Source organism: Corynebacterium sp. HMSC076C10, assembly GCF_001812455.1.
GTDB lineage: Bacteria > Actinomycetota > Actinomycetes > Mycobacteriales > Mycobacteriaceae > Corynebacterium > Corynebacterium jeikeium_D.
On sequence record NZ_KV809102.1, the window covers coordinates 1 to 14,538 of the forward strand.

General features: G+C 59.5%; 13 protein-coding genes. 5 read left to right on the forward strand and 8 right to left on the reverse strand.

What is annotated here, in order from left to right:
• Window positions 1-135: 135 nt before the first annotated feature.
• The 6 genes from gcvT to HMPREF2857_RS03665 form a co-directional block, all read right to left on the reverse strand.
• Window positions 136-1,308, reverse strand: coding sequence for a glycine cleavage system aminomethyltransferase GcvT (gene gcvT / locus HMPREF2857_RS03640; protein ID WP_070602777.1), 1,173 nt, complete (start codon window positions 1,306-1,308; stop codon window positions 136-138).
• Between the two features lie 279 nt (window positions 1,309-1,587).
• The gene (locus HMPREF2857_RS03645) at window positions 1,588-3,240 is read right to left on the reverse strand and encodes a solute symporter family protein (protein ID WP_070549884.1); all 1,653 of its coding nucleotides are present in this window, start codon (window positions 3,238-3,240) and stop codon (window positions 1,588-1,590) included.
• Between the two features lie 2 nt (window positions 3,241-3,242).
• On the reverse strand, window positions 3,243-3,620 hold the full coding sequence (locus HMPREF2857_RS03650) for a DUF485 domain-containing protein (protein ID WP_016423298.1): 378 nt from the start codon (window positions 3,618-3,620) through the stop codon (window positions 3,243-3,245).
• 226 nt (window positions 3,621-3,846) lie between these two features.
• On the reverse strand, window positions 3,847-6,300 hold the full coding sequence (locus tag HMPREF2857_RS03655; protein ID WP_049171348.1) for an HAD-IC family P-type ATPase: 2,454 nt from the start codon (window positions 6,298-6,300) through the stop codon (window positions 3,847-3,849).
• A gap of 41 nt (window positions 6,301-6,341) precedes the next feature.
• On the reverse strand, window positions 6,342-7,094 hold the full coding sequence (locus HMPREF2857_RS03660; RefSeq protein ID WP_048733677.1) for an enoyl-CoA hydratase: 753 nt from the start codon (window positions 7,092-7,094) through the stop codon (window positions 6,342-6,344).
• Between the two features lie 61 nt (window positions 7,095-7,155).
• Window positions 7,156-8,022: an aldo/keto reductase gene (locus HMPREF2857_RS03665; RefSeq protein WP_016423301.1), complete on the reverse strand. Its 867-nt coding sequence runs from the start codon at window positions 8,020-8,022 to the stop codon at window positions 7,156-7,158.
• 133 nt (window positions 8,023-8,155) lie between these two features.
• Here HMPREF2857_RS03665 and HMPREF2857_RS03670 point away from each other — a divergent pair, with 133 nt between their 5' ends.
• The 4 genes from HMPREF2857_RS03670 to HMPREF2857_RS03685 are packed head-to-tail and all read left to right on the forward strand — an operon-like array spanning window position 8,156 to window position 11,218.
• Window positions 8,156-8,419, forward strand: a complete 264-nt coding sequence (locus HMPREF2857_RS03670; protein ID WP_042388879.1) for a helix-turn-helix transcriptional regulator — start codon at window positions 8,156-8,158, stop codon at window positions 8,417-8,419.
• 2 nt (window positions 8,420-8,421) lie between these two features.
• Window positions 8,422-8,991 carry a hypothetical protein gene (locus HMPREF2857_RS03675; protein ID WP_016423302.1) on the forward strand — a complete coding sequence of 190 codons (570 nt, stop codon included), beginning with the start codon at window positions 8,422-8,424 and terminating at the stop codon, window positions 8,989-8,991.
• Between the two features lie 59 nt (window positions 8,992-9,050).
• A complete protein-coding gene (locus HMPREF2857_RS03680) occupies window positions 9,051-9,956 on the forward strand; it encodes an ABC transporter ATP-binding protein (protein WP_070642796.1) in 906 nt (301 codons plus the stop codon).
• Window positions 9,953-11,218, forward strand: a complete 1,266-nt coding sequence (locus HMPREF2857_RS03685) for an ABC transporter permease (protein WP_016423304.1) — start codon at window positions 9,953-9,955, stop codon at window positions 11,216-11,218. The genes HMPREF2857_RS03680 and HMPREF2857_RS03685 overlap by 4 nt, the downstream gene beginning before the upstream one ends.
• A 113-nt stretch (window positions 11,219-11,331) precedes the next feature.
• Here the strand turns inward: HMPREF2857_RS03685 and HMPREF2857_RS03690 are convergent, their stop codons facing one another.
• Window positions 11,332-12,318 carry a ribokinase gene (locus HMPREF2857_RS03690; RefSeq protein WP_070642798.1) on the reverse strand — a complete coding sequence of 329 codons (987 nt, stop codon included), beginning with the start codon at window positions 12,316-12,318 and terminating at the stop codon, window positions 11,332-11,334.
• Window positions 12,319-12,426: 108 nt separating this feature from the next.
• Here HMPREF2857_RS03690 and HMPREF2857_RS03695 point away from each other — a divergent pair, with 108 nt between their 5' ends.
• On the forward strand, window positions 12,427-13,908 hold the full coding sequence (locus HMPREF2857_RS03695; protein WP_070642800.1) for a carboxyl transferase domain-containing protein: 1,482 nt from the start codon (window positions 12,427-12,429) through the stop codon (window positions 13,906-13,908).
• 248 nt (window positions 13,909-14,156) lie between these two features.
• Here HMPREF2857_RS03695 and HMPREF2857_RS03700 read toward each other — a convergent pair whose 3' ends face one another.
• Window positions 14,157-14,516 carry an FKBP-type peptidyl-prolyl cis-trans isomerase gene (locus HMPREF2857_RS03700; protein ID WP_005511805.1) on the reverse strand — a complete coding sequence of 120 codons (360 nt, stop codon included), beginning with the start codon at window positions 14,514-14,516 and terminating at the stop codon, window positions 14,157-14,159.
• Window positions 14,517-14,538: the final 22 nt, after the last annotated feature.

The following is a 14,538-nucleotide window of genomic DNA, read 5'->3' on the forward strand; positions in this document are numbered from 1 at the left end:
ACGCCGAGCGGACACACTTTTTGCTACTTAACCCAATACTGCAGCGGATTTTTGTGATTGCAGAATCACTCAGGCAGCGGCGAGCCTGAAGGAAACTTCGGCTCGCCACCGCACAGCAGAAATCGTGGCGCTCCCCTACTTGCGGTGACGGCGGTTGTAGAACGGCGTCGGAACGACGGTGGCGGTAATGTCGGCGCCTTCAACGGTCAGCTCCGTGCCAGTGGAGGACTGCCAACGCTGAACGTATGCAAAACCGATGGGGTGACCCAAAGTCGGCGACACCTTGGCGGAAGTCAGCACACCAACCTCGTTACCTTCCGCATCAATGAGCTTGGTGCCACGCTTCGGAGCTTCATCACCGGAGAAACGCAGACCAACCAGTAGCTCCTTCGACTGCGGACGATTAATCAGTGCGTTGCGACCAATAAACTGCCCCTTGGTCGGCCCCATGATGGACTTCAGGCCGGCCTCCAGCGGAGTGCGGTCGCGAGTCAGCTCGTAGCCATAGAGCGGCATACCGGCCTCAAGACGCAGGGTGTCGCGGCAGGCCAGACCACACGGCAGCAGGCCGAGGTCAGCGCCGTTGTCAGCCGGATCCTCCGGGTTTTCCACCTTGCCACCTGCTGCAATGATTGCACGCCAGACCTCGACGGCGCGGTCAGCCGGCGGGAAGATCTCGAAGCCGTCCTCACCGGTGTAGCCGGTTCGGGCAACAATCATTTCCACACCTGCGACCTCGAGCAGGGTGCAAGAGTAGTAGTTCATGCCATCGAGAGTCGCGTGCAGATCCTGCGGCAGCAGACGGCGCAGAAGCTTCGCAGCCTTCGGCCCCTGAATGGCCAGGAGCACATTCTTGTCATTCATGCTCTCAACCTGGACGTTGTAGCCACCAACGCGCTCGCGCAGCGTCGAGTACACATCTTCAGCGGCTGCGGCATTCTGCACCAGCATGAATTCGTGACTACCGAGGCGGTAAATGATGAGGTCATCAATAATGCCGCCGTCTTCCTGCACAATCATGGTGTACTTGGCACGGCCCAACGCCAGCGGCTTGATTGCCGAAATCAGGGAGTGTGCAAGGAACGCCGCCGCATCCTCACCAGTGACGCGGATGATACCCATCAGCGACAGGTCGAAAATACCAACGGCCTCACGCACTGCGTTGTGCTCTGCAATTTCCGAAGAGTAGCGGAACGGCACTTCGTAGCCACCAACATTGCGCATTTCTGCGCCAAGGCTTACGTGCTCATCATGCAGGGCGCTACGGAAAGAATTGTTGTTCTCAGAAGCGCCAGAATTGTCAGTCATACACACTCCAATTATTGCGGTGGGGCAAACCAGATTGTTACCTTCCCACCTTATATCTAAGACTCCGTGCTCGCTTCCGCGAGCCCCTGCGGATCCAGGGCAACAGGCCCGTCCATTAACTATCATGCACTGATTCGCACATGCTTGACGACGACCCCGCGCCCACCACAAAGGCCCCGCTACCAGTGACGATAACGGGGCTTTTGCATTTGTCTATTCAGTTAATTGAGTTTGGCCGAGCTGTTCGGGCAGCGTTGCCAGCCAAAGGCTCAGTGGTTATTAGTGATCAACCGCAGCCTCGGTACCAACACCGGTCAGGGAGCGAACTTCCATCTCAGCTGCCAGGTCATCGAAGTTATCCGGCTTACCCATGTAGGTGGCGATGATGCCAGCCAGGAACGCCAGCGGGATTGCGAGCAGACCCGGCGAGGTCAGCGGGAACCAGGAGAAGTCAACGGACGGAATCATCGAGGACTCAGCGCCGGAGACTGCCGGGGAGAAGATAATCAGAACCAGCGAGGCGATGACACCGGTGTACATGGAGGCAACTGCGCCTGCGGTGTTGAAGCGCTTCCAGAACAGGGACATCAGGATGGTCGGCACGTTTGCGGATGCTGCCACTGCGAAGGCCAGCGACACCAGGAAGGCGACGTTCTGCCCCATGGCCAGGATGCCGAGGATAATGGCGACAACACCCAGCACAATAACGGTAATGCGGGAGACACGAACCTGCTCGGCTTCCGTGGCCTGTCCCTTGCGAATCACGGCCTGGTAGAGGTCCTGGCCGACAGACGCGGAAGCGGTAATTGCCAGACCAGCGACCACGGCCAGCACGGTAGCGAACGCCACTGCGGAAATCACAGCCATGAAGATGGAGCCACCGATTTCGAAGGCCAGCAGCGGAGCTGCAGCGTTGGCCCCGCCCGGCGCGGCCATGATGCGGTCCGGGCCGACGAGTGCAGCAGCACCGTAGCCGAGCACCAGGGTCAGCAGGTAGAAACCACCGATGAGGATGATTGCCCAAGTCACGGACTTACGAGCTTCCTTTGCGGTCGGCACCGTGTAGAAGCGCATGAGCACGTGTGGCAGACCAGCAACACCGAGGACCAGTGCCAGGCCCAGAGAGATGAAGTCCAGCTGCTGGACGAAGGAGCCGCCGTACTTCAGACCCGGCTCAAGAATGGCGGAGGCTTCGTAGCCCTTCTCGGCGATGTAATCCGAGCTTGCGTGCATGTCCACTGCGTCCTGCAGGAGCTGGGAGAAGTTGCCCTTAACGCCAACCAGGATGATCAGGGTCATGATGATGACAGCACCGACCAGCAGGACGGCCTTAATCATCTGCACGTAAGTCGTGCCCTTCATACCACCGATGAGGACGTAGGCAACCATGATGATGCCGACGACTGCGACAACGATGGACTGCTGAGTGGAGTCGTGGATGTTGAGCAGCACGGCGACCAGGGAACCTGCACCGGCCATCTGCGCGATGAGGTAGAACAGGGTCACCGCGAGGGTCGAGATAGCAGCCGCAGTACGTACCGGGCGCTGCTTAAGACGGAAGGACAGCACGTCGGCCATGGTGAACTTACCGACGTTTCGCAGCGGCTCTGCAACCAACAGCAGCGCGACCAGCCAGGCTACGAAGAAGCCGATGGAGTAAAGGAATCCGTCGTAACCAGTCAGCGCGATGGCGCCGACGATACCGAGGAAGGAAGCCGCCGAGAGGTAGTCACCCGCAATGGCAAGACCGTTTTGGGTACCGGAGAACTGTGCGCCACCGGTGTAAAAGTCTGATGCTCCCTTGTTTCCGCCCTTGCCCACTCGAGTAACGATGAACATGGTCGCAACAATGAAGGCGACGAAGACCGCGATGTTGAGAATCGGGTTACCTGCTGCTGCAGTGTCATCTGCAGCAAAGAAACTAGTCAGCATGCCTATGCCTCCTTCTTTGCGACGATTTCAGCGATTTCTCCGCTTTCCAGTGCCTCGCGCAGCTCTGCCTGCATCGGCTCGAGCTTCTTGTTGGCGAAGTTGATGTACACCCAGGTGATGGCGAAGGTGGTCACGAACTGAAGCAGACCAAGGACGATGCCCAGGTTGATATTGCCCAGTACGGGAGTCGCCATGAGGTCTGGCGCGAACGTCGCAAACAGAACGAATGCGATGTACCACACCAGACCTGCGACGGTCATCGGGATGGCGAAAGAACGGAATGTAGAGCGGAGCTCTTGGAACTGCGCTGAGTTTTGCACGTAGCGGTACTCGGCCGCCTGTGGCTTATGCCGGTCTGCCGGCAAGGGAGTTGCGGACACGGGCTAATCCTTTCCAGGAAGTTATGCAGGTGTTCGTAATGAGGTCCAGCACAGCCACCCCGAGGGTGTGCCATGCACCACATTTTTCATTATGTGTGGAAACAAAGTTACCTGGAACACAGTTAGCAAAGAAGTTAAATGCGGCTAACTACTTCTCAGCGAGCCTTAAGGCACCCCCAAAAACGCCATTACCTGCATACTTAGGCGCCGTTTTTACTACCCCCATTTACGCCGTTGTACTCGTGTTCTCCGCTTCTTCCGGCAATGGCTTACTCTGACGCCACCACCACAGCGCTTCGATAATGCCCGCACCGATGGCTCCCACAATCAGCGCGGGAATCAACAGCTCCCGCCCTACCCAGTACAGATTAAGCACTGTGGCCACTGAACGAACCGAGAAGATGAACAGGTAGGCTCCTGCCGATACCGCCAGCAACAGAACCTTCCACCAGGTGTATGGCCTAGCCACGACCACCAAAACCCAAAATGCCGAAACAATCAGCACAATGAGGGTCGCAGTAGACGCCTCCCCTCGTGCCGCATCGCTGGCGTCGACTCCCGGGTTTGCCCACAACCAAAACATGAAGGTCAACAACCCCACCGTGATGCCCGCCGGTATCGCTAAGCGCAACACGCGCCGTACGAAACCATCGCGCGCACGCTCCAAGTTAGGAGCCAACGACAGCACGAAGGCCGGGATTCCAATCGTGAACCATCCCGTAATGGTCACATGAATCGGCTCGAATGGATAATCCATCCCCCACAGCCCCACAGCCAGCGCCAGCACCACCGAGTAGATAGTCTTCGTCAAGAAGAGGTTGGCCACGCGCTCGATATTGCCAATGACGCGACGCCCCTCCGCCACAATCATCGGCATCACGGCGAAGCGATTATCCAACAGCACCAACTGCGCAACCGAACGTGTCGCCGGCGCCCCATCGCCCATAGCCACGCCCAGGTTCGCCGCTTTTAGCGCCAGCACATCATTGACACCATCACCGGTCATCGCCACATGATGCCCCCGCGACTGCAGCGCATGAACCATATCGCGCTTATTCTCGGCCGTGACACGGCCGAAGATCTGCCGCGACTCCACAATGTCTGCGAACTCGTTGCGGATCTCGGTGGGCTTGGCTTCGCTATTCTCATCGCGGCTGACCGGAAGCTCAGACGCATCGACAGGATTGTTAGCCCCCTCCATTTCCAGCTCACGTGCAACAGCCCCCACGGAGCGGTCATTGTCACCAGAAATGACCTTGACCTCGACGCCTTCTTCATAGAAGTAGGCCACCGTGTCCGCCGCATCTGAACGCACCTTCTGCCCCAGCACGACAAGTGCGACTGGCTCCAACTCCACCTCGCCACTCTTCCGCAGCGCACCGCCGGGCAGGTCATCTGCCCCAACTGATGTCCGCGCGAGCAGGAGCACACGAAGTCCTTCCTCCATAAGCTGCCGAGCTTTCTGCATGCCGACCGCGGAGTCGTCGACAAGCACATCGGGCGCGCCGAAAACCCACGTCGCACCGCCGTGATACGTCAGCGCCGACCACTTATTCGCCGAGGCAAAGGGGCGGGTTCTGGCTTGTTCATGCTTTACGACGTCCCCTGCGTCCGCAAGCCCATCGAGCAGTGCACGAGCCGTTGCGTTGGGACGATCGTCGAGCTTGCACAGATCGATGAGTGCGGAGTCGACCTCATCGCGGGAGGTACCGTCACCCGATACGATGTCGACTTCCACTAGCTGCATCGCATTTTCGGTGAGCGTGCCAGTTTTGTCGACACACACGGTGTCGACACGCGCGAGACCTTCGATGGCGGGCAACTCATTGACCAGCACTCGATGTCGCCCCAAGCGCACCACCCCAAGGGCAAATGCGATGGTGGTCATGAGGACAAGCCCCTCAGGGACCATGGGCACCAGCGTGGCGACCATCCCCAGCAGCGCATCGTTGAAATCATCGCCGGCGACAAAGAGCTGCGTATAGATTGCCAGGGCGCCGACGGGAATGAGAATCCAGGAAATGTAGGTCAGGATCTTGTTGATGCCGCGGAAGAGCTGGGAATCAGTCAGCGTGAATTTGTTGGCCTCAGCTGCGAGCTTGGCGGCGTAAGCCTCCTTGCCCACTTTGGTGGCCTGATATCGCGCCGACCCCACCACGACCGAGGAACCCGAGTAGACCATGTCCCCAACGCTCTTATCGACGGCATCGGATTCACCGGTGAGAGAGGACTCATCGACAGCCACGTCAGAGGCGTAGCGGAGAATACCGTCAACGACGATTTGGTCACCGGGACCAACCTCGATGAGATCGTCGAGGACGACGGACTCGCGGTCGATCTCGCGAGCAGGCTCCCCGTCGCGAATGACCATGGGTTTTGCACGGCCGACAATGGAAAGCTTGTCCAGTGTGCGCTTGGCACGCAGTTCTTGGATGATGCCGACGATAGAGTTGGCGATAATCAGCAGACCAAAGGCACCGTTGACGATTGAGCCGGTATAGAGCACGACTGCGAATAACACAGCGAGAATACCGTTAATCCGGGTAAACACATTGGCACGGATAATGTCCCACACACTGCGCCCGGATGTTGGCGGCAGCTCGTTGACGTGCCCCAACTCGATGCGTTGCTGGACCTGCTGTTGAGTAAGACCACTGTCGGGAGTTTTCCACGAGCCCATGCCTGCCTACCCTATTCGCCTAATTGCTGAACCTATTCGACCTATTTGCCAATGAAATTTGGTTCGCGCTTTTCGGCTCGCGCCTTCGATGCCTCCGCAGCATCCTCGGAAGCCCACACCGTGTCGTAGAGCTCCTGCTGGTAGTCCTTCAACGGGCTATGTGTCTCATCGTCGTTGAGCACTGCCTTGTGGTAGGCCAGCGACAGGGGCGCGTAGGTGGCGATACGAAGCGCTACCTCCTCCGCCTTGTCCGGACCACCAAGGTAGGAAGCCAGACCACAACCGCGGGCGGCTTCCTGATCCATGCGCTCGGCCGCCAACAAAATAGTGCGGGCGCGGGCACCGCCGACGAGTACGCGTACGCGGCGAATTGTCCAGGCATCGACAGCGATACCGAGCTTGACCGGCGGAATCATAAACCAGCCGCGCTCACCCACGACGCGCAAATCGGCCGCCATCGCCAGCTGCATCCCAGCGCCGACAGCCGGCCCCTGCACATCCGCTATAACCACCAGACGGCTGGCCTCGATTGTGCGCAGCATTCGACGGAGCTGTTCGTGGAAGGAATCTTCATGGTGCTGGCCACTCAGGTCGGCGCCCGCACAGAAAGCGCGGCCTTCGCCGCGCAGCAGGATAACGCGCTGCTCTGGAACCTCAGCGGCAGCTTCCACCGCATCGGCGATGTCACGACACACGTCGGCAGTCAGGGAGTTGCGCTTATGATCTCGGTCGATGGTGATAGTGACAATTGCGCCGTCGGCTTCGACGCGGATTTCAGATGCTGGGTTCGTCATAGCATTTAGGCTACCCGCGAAACACCAATAGTGATGGGGCTATAAGCAAATCTAAATTCGCTTATTCGTTGCCGAATACCCGCGGGTCGCCGCTCAGGCGCCCGTCGGCACGCGCCATCGACGCAATCGTTTCCATGTCCTCGTCGGTGAGTTCAAAGTCGGTGACCTGAAAGTTCTCCTTGATGCGCGACGGCGTGCCCGACTTCGGGATGGCCACGATGCCACGCTGAAGGTGCCAGCGGATAGCAACTTGGGCGGGAGTTTTACCCAGGCGATCTGCGATTTCAGCAATCGGCGAGCCCTCAAAGTACTTCGCGCGCCCCAACGGCGACCAAGCCTGCGTGACAATACCGCGACGACGATCGTCTTCAACCTGCTCATTCTGCGGGAACTGCGGATGCAGCTCAATCTGGTTGACCACCGGAGTCTCCGAGAGCTGGTCGAGCACCTCTGGGTAAAAGTTCGCCACACCAACCGAGTGAATCAGCCCCTCACGCTTGAGCTCCAGCAGCGTATCGAAACACTGCCCAAACGTCCCCTGCTTCTCCACCGGCCAGTGCACAAGCACCAGGTCAACGTAGTCAAGGCTGAGCCGTTCTAAAGATGCCCGCACGGACTCGCGCGTCGCCGCCGACCCCTGCGCATCGTTCCAGACCTTCGTGGTCACGAAGATATCTTCACGCTTTACGACGTTCGCAGCGACCGCATCAGCAATACCCTGCCCAACCCCTCGCTCATTGCGATAGAGCGATGCGGTGTCGATGTGGCGGTAGCCGATTTCCAGGGCGTAGCGCACGGATTCGCGCGCCTGCTCATCGTCAAGCTTGTAGGTACCGAACCCCAGAATCGGGATGGCGTTGCCATCGACCATTTCCACGTTGGCAATTCCGGTTGTCGCTGCATCGTACTTCAGATTGAGTGTGGTCATGCCAACCGAGTGTACGGACTGAAAATTTTTTAGATTTTTTCTACCCCGCTGACCTGCGATTTAGAAAGGTGAGTGCGCTTCATTTTGTTGCGAACAGTTGACGTAGCGTTGTGTTTATATAACACTTTGGAGTGTGTCCCCAAAGATTAAACCCAAAGAACCGATATTCAACAGAATTTCAGTGCTGCGGGCAGAACACGGACTCAGCCGAGCCGAACTAGCCAAACAAGTAGAGGTCAATCCTCAAACGATTGGCGCGTTGGAGCGAGGTGACCACTACCCCAGCTTGGATCTGGCATTTCGCATCTGCGCGGTGTTCGATCTCCCCGTTGAGGCGGTGTTTTCTCGCGAGGAATTCAAGCCCATGTCCTCTGCCCTATACCGAAAGGAAAGCTAACGATGCCAGCTATTCGGACTGAAGACGCAACACCGAACTTTTTCGAAAAGCTAGAAGCCCGGCGCGAAGCGAAGTACACAAAGCGTGTCGAGCAGATGTCGAGCTGGTTGCCCAAGTGGCGCAACCAGGCGGCGCGGCGGAAGCTGGTCATCGCATTCGAGGTGTGCCTTGTGCTGATGCTGCTGAGCGGCATCGCGCTTCTCGGTAGCCTGACCGATATTTTCCCGGGATGGCTTTCTCTGCTCTGGCCAGTGATTTCCCTCATTATGGTCGTCGTCTGGACCAGCCTCAACATCACAGTCGACATGGTTGACAGCGCACCGACCTCGCTACTGGACGAATACCAGCAGGAACAGATTCTGAACCTGCGGGGGCTGACATATCGCTGCTTCACCTACTTCGGCTTGGTGACCTTCCTCGCTCTCGTTCTGGTGGGCACCTATGTCCTGAACGCGCAACCTGACTGGGGACACTACATTCCGTACAGCTTCGGAATCTTCGGAATTATCGCTTTCCTCTACATTTCCACGCTGCCCACCGTCGTCTACGCCTGGAATCTGCGCGACGACTAGTACGGGCTCAAAAACTCATATCCCTCCTCTGCCCTTCACTCCTCAATCTAAGGATCACCATGAACAGCCTCATTATTGACGGGCTTGAGAAGTCCTACGGAGACCTGCAGGTTCTCCGTGGCATGAGCTTCCAAGTTCACCCTGGAGAAATCTACGGCTTCGTCGGCTCTAACGGTGCCGGCAAGACCACCACTATGCGCATTGCCCTGGGCGTGCTGGCCACCGATAAAGGCGAGGTACGCATCGGCGATACCCCGATGAATGACTCGCTGCGCCGCACGATTGGCTACATGCCAGAAGAACGCGGCCTCTACCCAAAGGATGAGGTCCGCAAGCAGCTGATTTACTTTGCTCGCCTACACGGTGTGCCCACCAAGCGCGCGGAATCCAACGCCGACAACTTGTTGGAGCGCCTCGGTCTCACCGAGCGCGCCAACGACAAGGTCGACACGCTCTCGCTCGGCAATCAGCAGCGCGTGCAGCTGGCAGCCTCCCTCGTCCACGACCCAGAAATACTAGTCCTCGACGAGCCCTTCTCTGGTCTCGACCCAGTTGCGGTCAAGGTGATGAGCTCCGTACTCAAGGAGTACGCCGACCGCGGCACCCCGATTGTGTTCTCTTCCCACCAGCTCGACCTTGTCGAGCGCATGTGTGACCGCGTCGGCATCATCCGCGACGGCCGCATGCTCGTGGAAGGCACTGTTGATGAGCTGCGAGCACGGGGCCCACGGGCTTTCGTCGTCAAGCTCGATGGTGCGCCCCAGGATTGGGCGACCTCCGTCGAGGGCGTGACAAGCGTGGAGCGTGATACCCATGGTGCCACCGTCGTTCACCTCGATTCCAACGCCCCCGCCGACACCGACCAGAAGCTGCTACACAGCGCGATGGCAGCGGGAACGGTCCGTTCGTTTGGACCTCTGCAAATTCCACTTACCGAGCTCTACCAGGAGGCCGTACAGCAATGAGCACCAACACTTACAACGCCTCAACGGCCGTCAAGACTGTTTTCGTCCGCGAACTCCGCGAGCATCTGCTGAAGAAAAGCTCGCTAATCACGCTCATCATCATGGCAGTGGCGGCCGTCGGCGGTATCTTCGTTGCCGACTACATGACCTCCAAGTCCGATAATGACACCGTAAAAATCGCGGTCGTCGGAGAAGCGCCGTTCGCGGACTCTCTCGCCGACGCTACCGCCGAAATAAAGGATGCTGAAGGCGCGGATGCCGCAGCCGGCGCATTTGCCACAGCATCGCTCTCACCGTTGGAGATTACGTCCGCGGCAGACGACAAGGCCGCTCGCGCTGCCGTCACCGACGGCGACGCCGACGCCGCTCTCGTCCCCGACACCGCAGAAGGCAAGGAGGGCTCGTGGAAGCTGCTTGCCGACGACGCCCCATCCTGGCTGGCCCCAATGCTGCAGGAATCGCTGCAGAAACAAAATGAAGCCATGCTGCTCAGCGAAAACGGAATCAACCCCAGCGAGTTTTTCTCCAAGACTCAAAGCGCAGCCGTGTCGGTGGAGTCGCTGGATGAAGCCAAAGACGAGAAGATGCCCGCAGTGGTCATCACACTGATTGGTGTGATGGTCATGATGACCGCCATCCTCGTCTTCGGCGGCGCGGTGGCCACCAGCGTCATCGAGGAGAAGTCCTCCCGCGTCATCGAGATCATTCTCTCGACCGTTCGCCCGGCGCACCTGCTGGCTGGCAAGATCCTCGGCGCCGGTCTGGCTGGCATCATCATGATGAGCGTGCTGACCGCCAGCGCCGCAGTTGCCCTCATGATTACCGGATTGGCGGAGAGCTTCGATGTGCCGTGGTCCGCAGTCTGGCTGCTGGTCCCGTGCTTCATCCTCGGTTACTTCTTCTTCGCCGCGCTGTATGCAGCCTCCGCATCCTTGGTCAGCCGTATGGAAGATTTCCAGGGCGCACAGATGCCGGTACTGGTGTTCTCGCTGATCACGATGTATGTTCCGCTGTTTGGCTGGAGCAAGCTGGACTCTACCGTCATGCAGATTGCAGCGTGGATTCCACCGGTTTCCATCACCACTGCCCCGATGCAGTACGCCGTTGGCAACTTCTCCGCACTCCAGTTGGCGGCTTCGCTGCTAATCATGGTTGTGGGAGTAGCCGCAGTCATCGCACTCGCCGCCTGGATCTACCCGCGCAATGTCCTGCGCACCGGTGCCGCGGTCAGCTGGAAGAAGGCTCTGACAGCCAAGAGCTAGCCCCAGCCCTGCCCAAAAGAGCGTGGCTCCTTCGGCCACGGTCACCTAAAACCGAATAATCGTCAATCGCGTAGTTTGCTCAGCGCACCTTATAGGCCTTTGCGCAGCGCACCTTATAGACCATGGTCCGCCGCAAACTTCGCGATTTTTCCTGTCTCGCCATAGGAGGTCTGCGCCCCCACGCCTGTCGCCGCATGAGCCGAGACCACCGCCGCAAGACGAGCTGCCGTCACCACATCATCGCCCGCGGCCAACGCGGTGAGGACCGTACCCATGTACGCATCACCGCAGCCCGTGGTGTCCACGACCTCGATGGGCAGCGCTGGAATGCGAGTGACTGCCACCTCGCTTTCCGACGTCCTCAAGACCGCAGACCCCTCCCCGCCAAGTGTGACAATGGCCGTGGAAATCCCGTGTTCGTCGGCAAGCGCGCGCCCAACCGCATCCCACTGACCGTGCTCGCAACCGGCGACCGCGCGCTCGGAGCCGATGATGGCTGCGAGTTCGTGCTCGTTGACAATGAGGACATCGACCAGCGCGAGCAGATCCTCACTGACCGCCCGAATCGGCGACAGGTTGAACACCACCGGCACACCCGCATCGTGGGCAATCTGTGCGGCGGCCAGGACAGCCTCATCACAAATCTCCAGGCACAGACCGAGGCACCCAGCCCGCTGAATCTTGTCCGCATGACTGCGCACCATCTCAGCATCGACTTCACCATTGGCGCCAGCGGAGATGACAATGAAATTCTCCGCCGCGTCATCGACGACAATCATGGCTGTACCAGTGGCGGAGTCGGCGGTCTCAACTGCGGAGATGTCCACGTGAGCGTCGGTAAGCGCGTCGCGCAGCAACTGCGCGTTGGGATCCGAACCGACCGCGCCGACCAGTTCCACGGCCGCGCCCAGTCTTCCAGCCGTCGCCGCCTGATTCGCCGACTTACCGCCCGGCAGAATGCGCAGAGGACTGCCCTCGATAGTCTCGCCACCATGCGGCAGGCGCTTCACGGTGACGGTCAGGTCTGCGTTGATGGAACCGACGACACATACGTTTGGCCTCTGTTCAGCCAGCTCGGTGAGGCGCTCAGTAATCGGCATTGGTTCGACTCCTCGGTAGTGCGGACACGTTTTTTCCGACAATAGCGCTACCCCTTTCCGCCCACCATCAACTAAGCCGGTTTACCCCTTGTTTACTACCGTGGAGGTATGGCTAGAATCAGCGCCCAACAAGTAATAGATACCGTCCTCGACCACGGAAGTTTCACATCCTGGGACGGCGCGCCCGAGCATGGCAACATCGACGAGGCCTACCGCGGCACACTGTCCCGCGCCGCTGAGAAAACCGGTCTCGATGAGGCCGTTATCACCGGCGAAGGCACCGTCGGCGGCAAGCGCGTCGCCGTCATCTGTTCTGAGTTCGGCTTCCTCGGCGGTTCTATCGGCGCCGCAACCGCTCGTCGTATTATTCGCAGCATCGAGCGCGCGACCGCGGAGCAGCTGCCGCTGTTGCTCTCCCCGACCTCGGGCGGCACTCGCATGCAGGAGGGCACTGCTGCGTTCGCGCTCATGATCTCTATTACCACCGCAGTGGCGCGCCACAAGGATTCTCACTTGCCATTCCTGGTGTACCTGCGCAATCCCACCACCGGTGGTGTCATGGCGTCGTGGGGGTCGGCAGGCCACTTCACCTTCGCAGAGCCCGGCGCACTTCTCGGCTTCCTCGGCCCGCGCGTCGTCGAGCTCGCTACCGGCGAACCCATGCCCGAAGGCATTCAGACCTCCGAGAACCTGTTCAAGCAGGGCATTATCGACGGCATCATTCCGCTCGAAGGTCTGCGCGGCGCTGTCCGCCGCACCATCGACGTGCTTGCCGACGGAGACCCCAGCGAACCCACCCCACCGCCAGTAGCAGCCATTGATGGTCGCGATACCTGGGAAGCTATCCTGCGCACCCGCGATACTTCTCGTCCAGGTGGCGGCGACATTATCGATGCCCTTGTCGACTGCTCCGTGCCGATCTCCGGCACTGGCGATGGCCACAAGTCGCTGTCGGTCCGGGCTCGCCTGGCGCGGATTGGTGAGCGGCCGGTGATTCTGGTCGCACAGGATCGCCATAACCAACCGCCTCTGGGCACGCATCCAATGGGGCCGGGCTCACTGCGTTTTGCCCGCCGCGCGATGCGCATCGCGGAAAGCCTGAACATTCCGCTGGTCACGGTCATTGACACCCCAGGCGCTGAGTTGACCAAGGACGCCGAGGAAAATGCCATGGCCGGCGAGATTGCCCGCACCTTGACCACGCTGGTGAACTTGAAGGTTCCGACCGTGTCACTCATTCTCGGCCAGGGCTGCGGTGGCGGCGCGCTGGCCATGCTGCCCTCTGACCGCGTGCTGGCAATGCACGATGCCTGGATGTCTCCGTTGCCGCCGGAGGGTGCTTCGGCGATTATCTACCGAGACACCGAGCATGCCCCGGAAATGATGGAGGAGCAGGGCGTTGGCGCCGAGGCCATGCTGAAGACCGGGGTCATCGACGAGATTGTGGCCGAACCTGAGAATCCGGCCGAACTGCCCCGCCGTGCTCTGAGTGCTATCGAGCACGCCCTCTGGGAGCTGGAGAAGAATCCGGCTCGCGTTGGCCGTGAGCAGCGTTTCGACCACTACCGTCGCTTCGCGCTGAGCGAGTAAGGGGGCTGGGGCCTGGTGTGGGCCTGGTTTGGGCCTGGTTTGGGCCTGGTTTGGGCCTTCAGCCCCACCCCAACCTCAAAAAGCAAGAAAGTGACTGGGTTTATGACACTTTTGGGCAATTTTTCACGCCTGAAGTGTCATAAACGCAGTCACTTTCTTCGCCGGAAATCCTGCAAACCGACGACGGAGGAATGGACAGGAACCGCGAAGCGAAGCTCAGCCAGCCAACAGAGCCAGCATGTGGCCTTTTACTTAACGTCCAACAGGTCGATGACAAAGACCAGGGTCTTACCAGACAGGAAGTGTCCTGCACCAGCCGGGCCGTAAGCCTTCTCCGGCGGGCAAATCAGCTCGCGGCGACCGCCGACCTTCATGCCCGGAATGCCTTCCTGCCAACCGGCAATCAGACCGTTCAGCGGGAACTCGATGGACTGGCCGCGGTTCCAGGAAGAGTCGAACTCTTCACCGGTCTCGTAGTCAACACCCACGTAGTGGACCTCGACGCGAGCACCCGGGGTGGCCTCCTTGCCGTCACCGACAGTGAGGTCGTTGATGACGAGTTCCGTCGGAGCCGGACCGGACTTAGCAGTGAGTTCTGGCTTGGACAAGACAATCTCCTATCACAGTTGG

Coding starts and splice junctions, on each gene's coding strand:
- gcvT (WP_070602777.1), bottom strand. CDS start 1,308: ATGACTGACAATTCTGGCGCTTCTGAGAACAACAATTCTTTCCGTAGC.
- HMPREF2857_RS03695 (WP_070642800.1), top strand. CDS start 12,427: ATGGCTAGAATCAGCGCCCAACAAGTAATAGATACCGTCCTCGACCAC.
- HMPREF2857_RS03645 (WP_070549884.1), bottom strand. CDS start 3,240: ATGCTGACTAGTTTCTTTGCTGCAGATGACACTGCAGCAGCAGGTAAC.
- HMPREF2857_RS03665 (WP_016423301.1), bottom strand. CDS start 8,022: ATGACCACACTCAATCTGAAGTACGATGCAGCGACAACCGGAATTGCC.
- HMPREF2857_RS03680 (WP_070642796.1), top strand. CDS start 9,051: ATGAACAGCCTCATTATTGACGGGCTTGAGAAGTCCTACGGAGACCTG.
- HMPREF2857_RS03675 (WP_016423302.1), top strand. CDS start 8,422: ATGCCAGCTATTCGGACTGAAGACGCAACACCGAACTTTTTCGAAAAG.
- HMPREF2857_RS03685 (WP_016423304.1), top strand. CDS start 9,953: ATGAGCACCAACACTTACAACGCCTCAACGGCCGTCAAGACTGTTTTC.
- HMPREF2857_RS03660 (WP_048733677.1), bottom strand. CDS start 7,094: ATGACGAACCCAGCATCTGAAATCCGCGTCGAAGCCGACGGCGCAATT.
- HMPREF2857_RS03655 (WP_049171348.1), bottom strand. CDS start 6,300: ATGGGCTCGTGGAAAACTCCCGACAGTGGTCTTACTCAACAGCAGGTC.
- HMPREF2857_RS03690 (WP_070642798.1), bottom strand. CDS start 12,318: ATGCCGATTACTGAGCGCCTCACCGAGCTGGCTGAACAGAGGCCAAAC.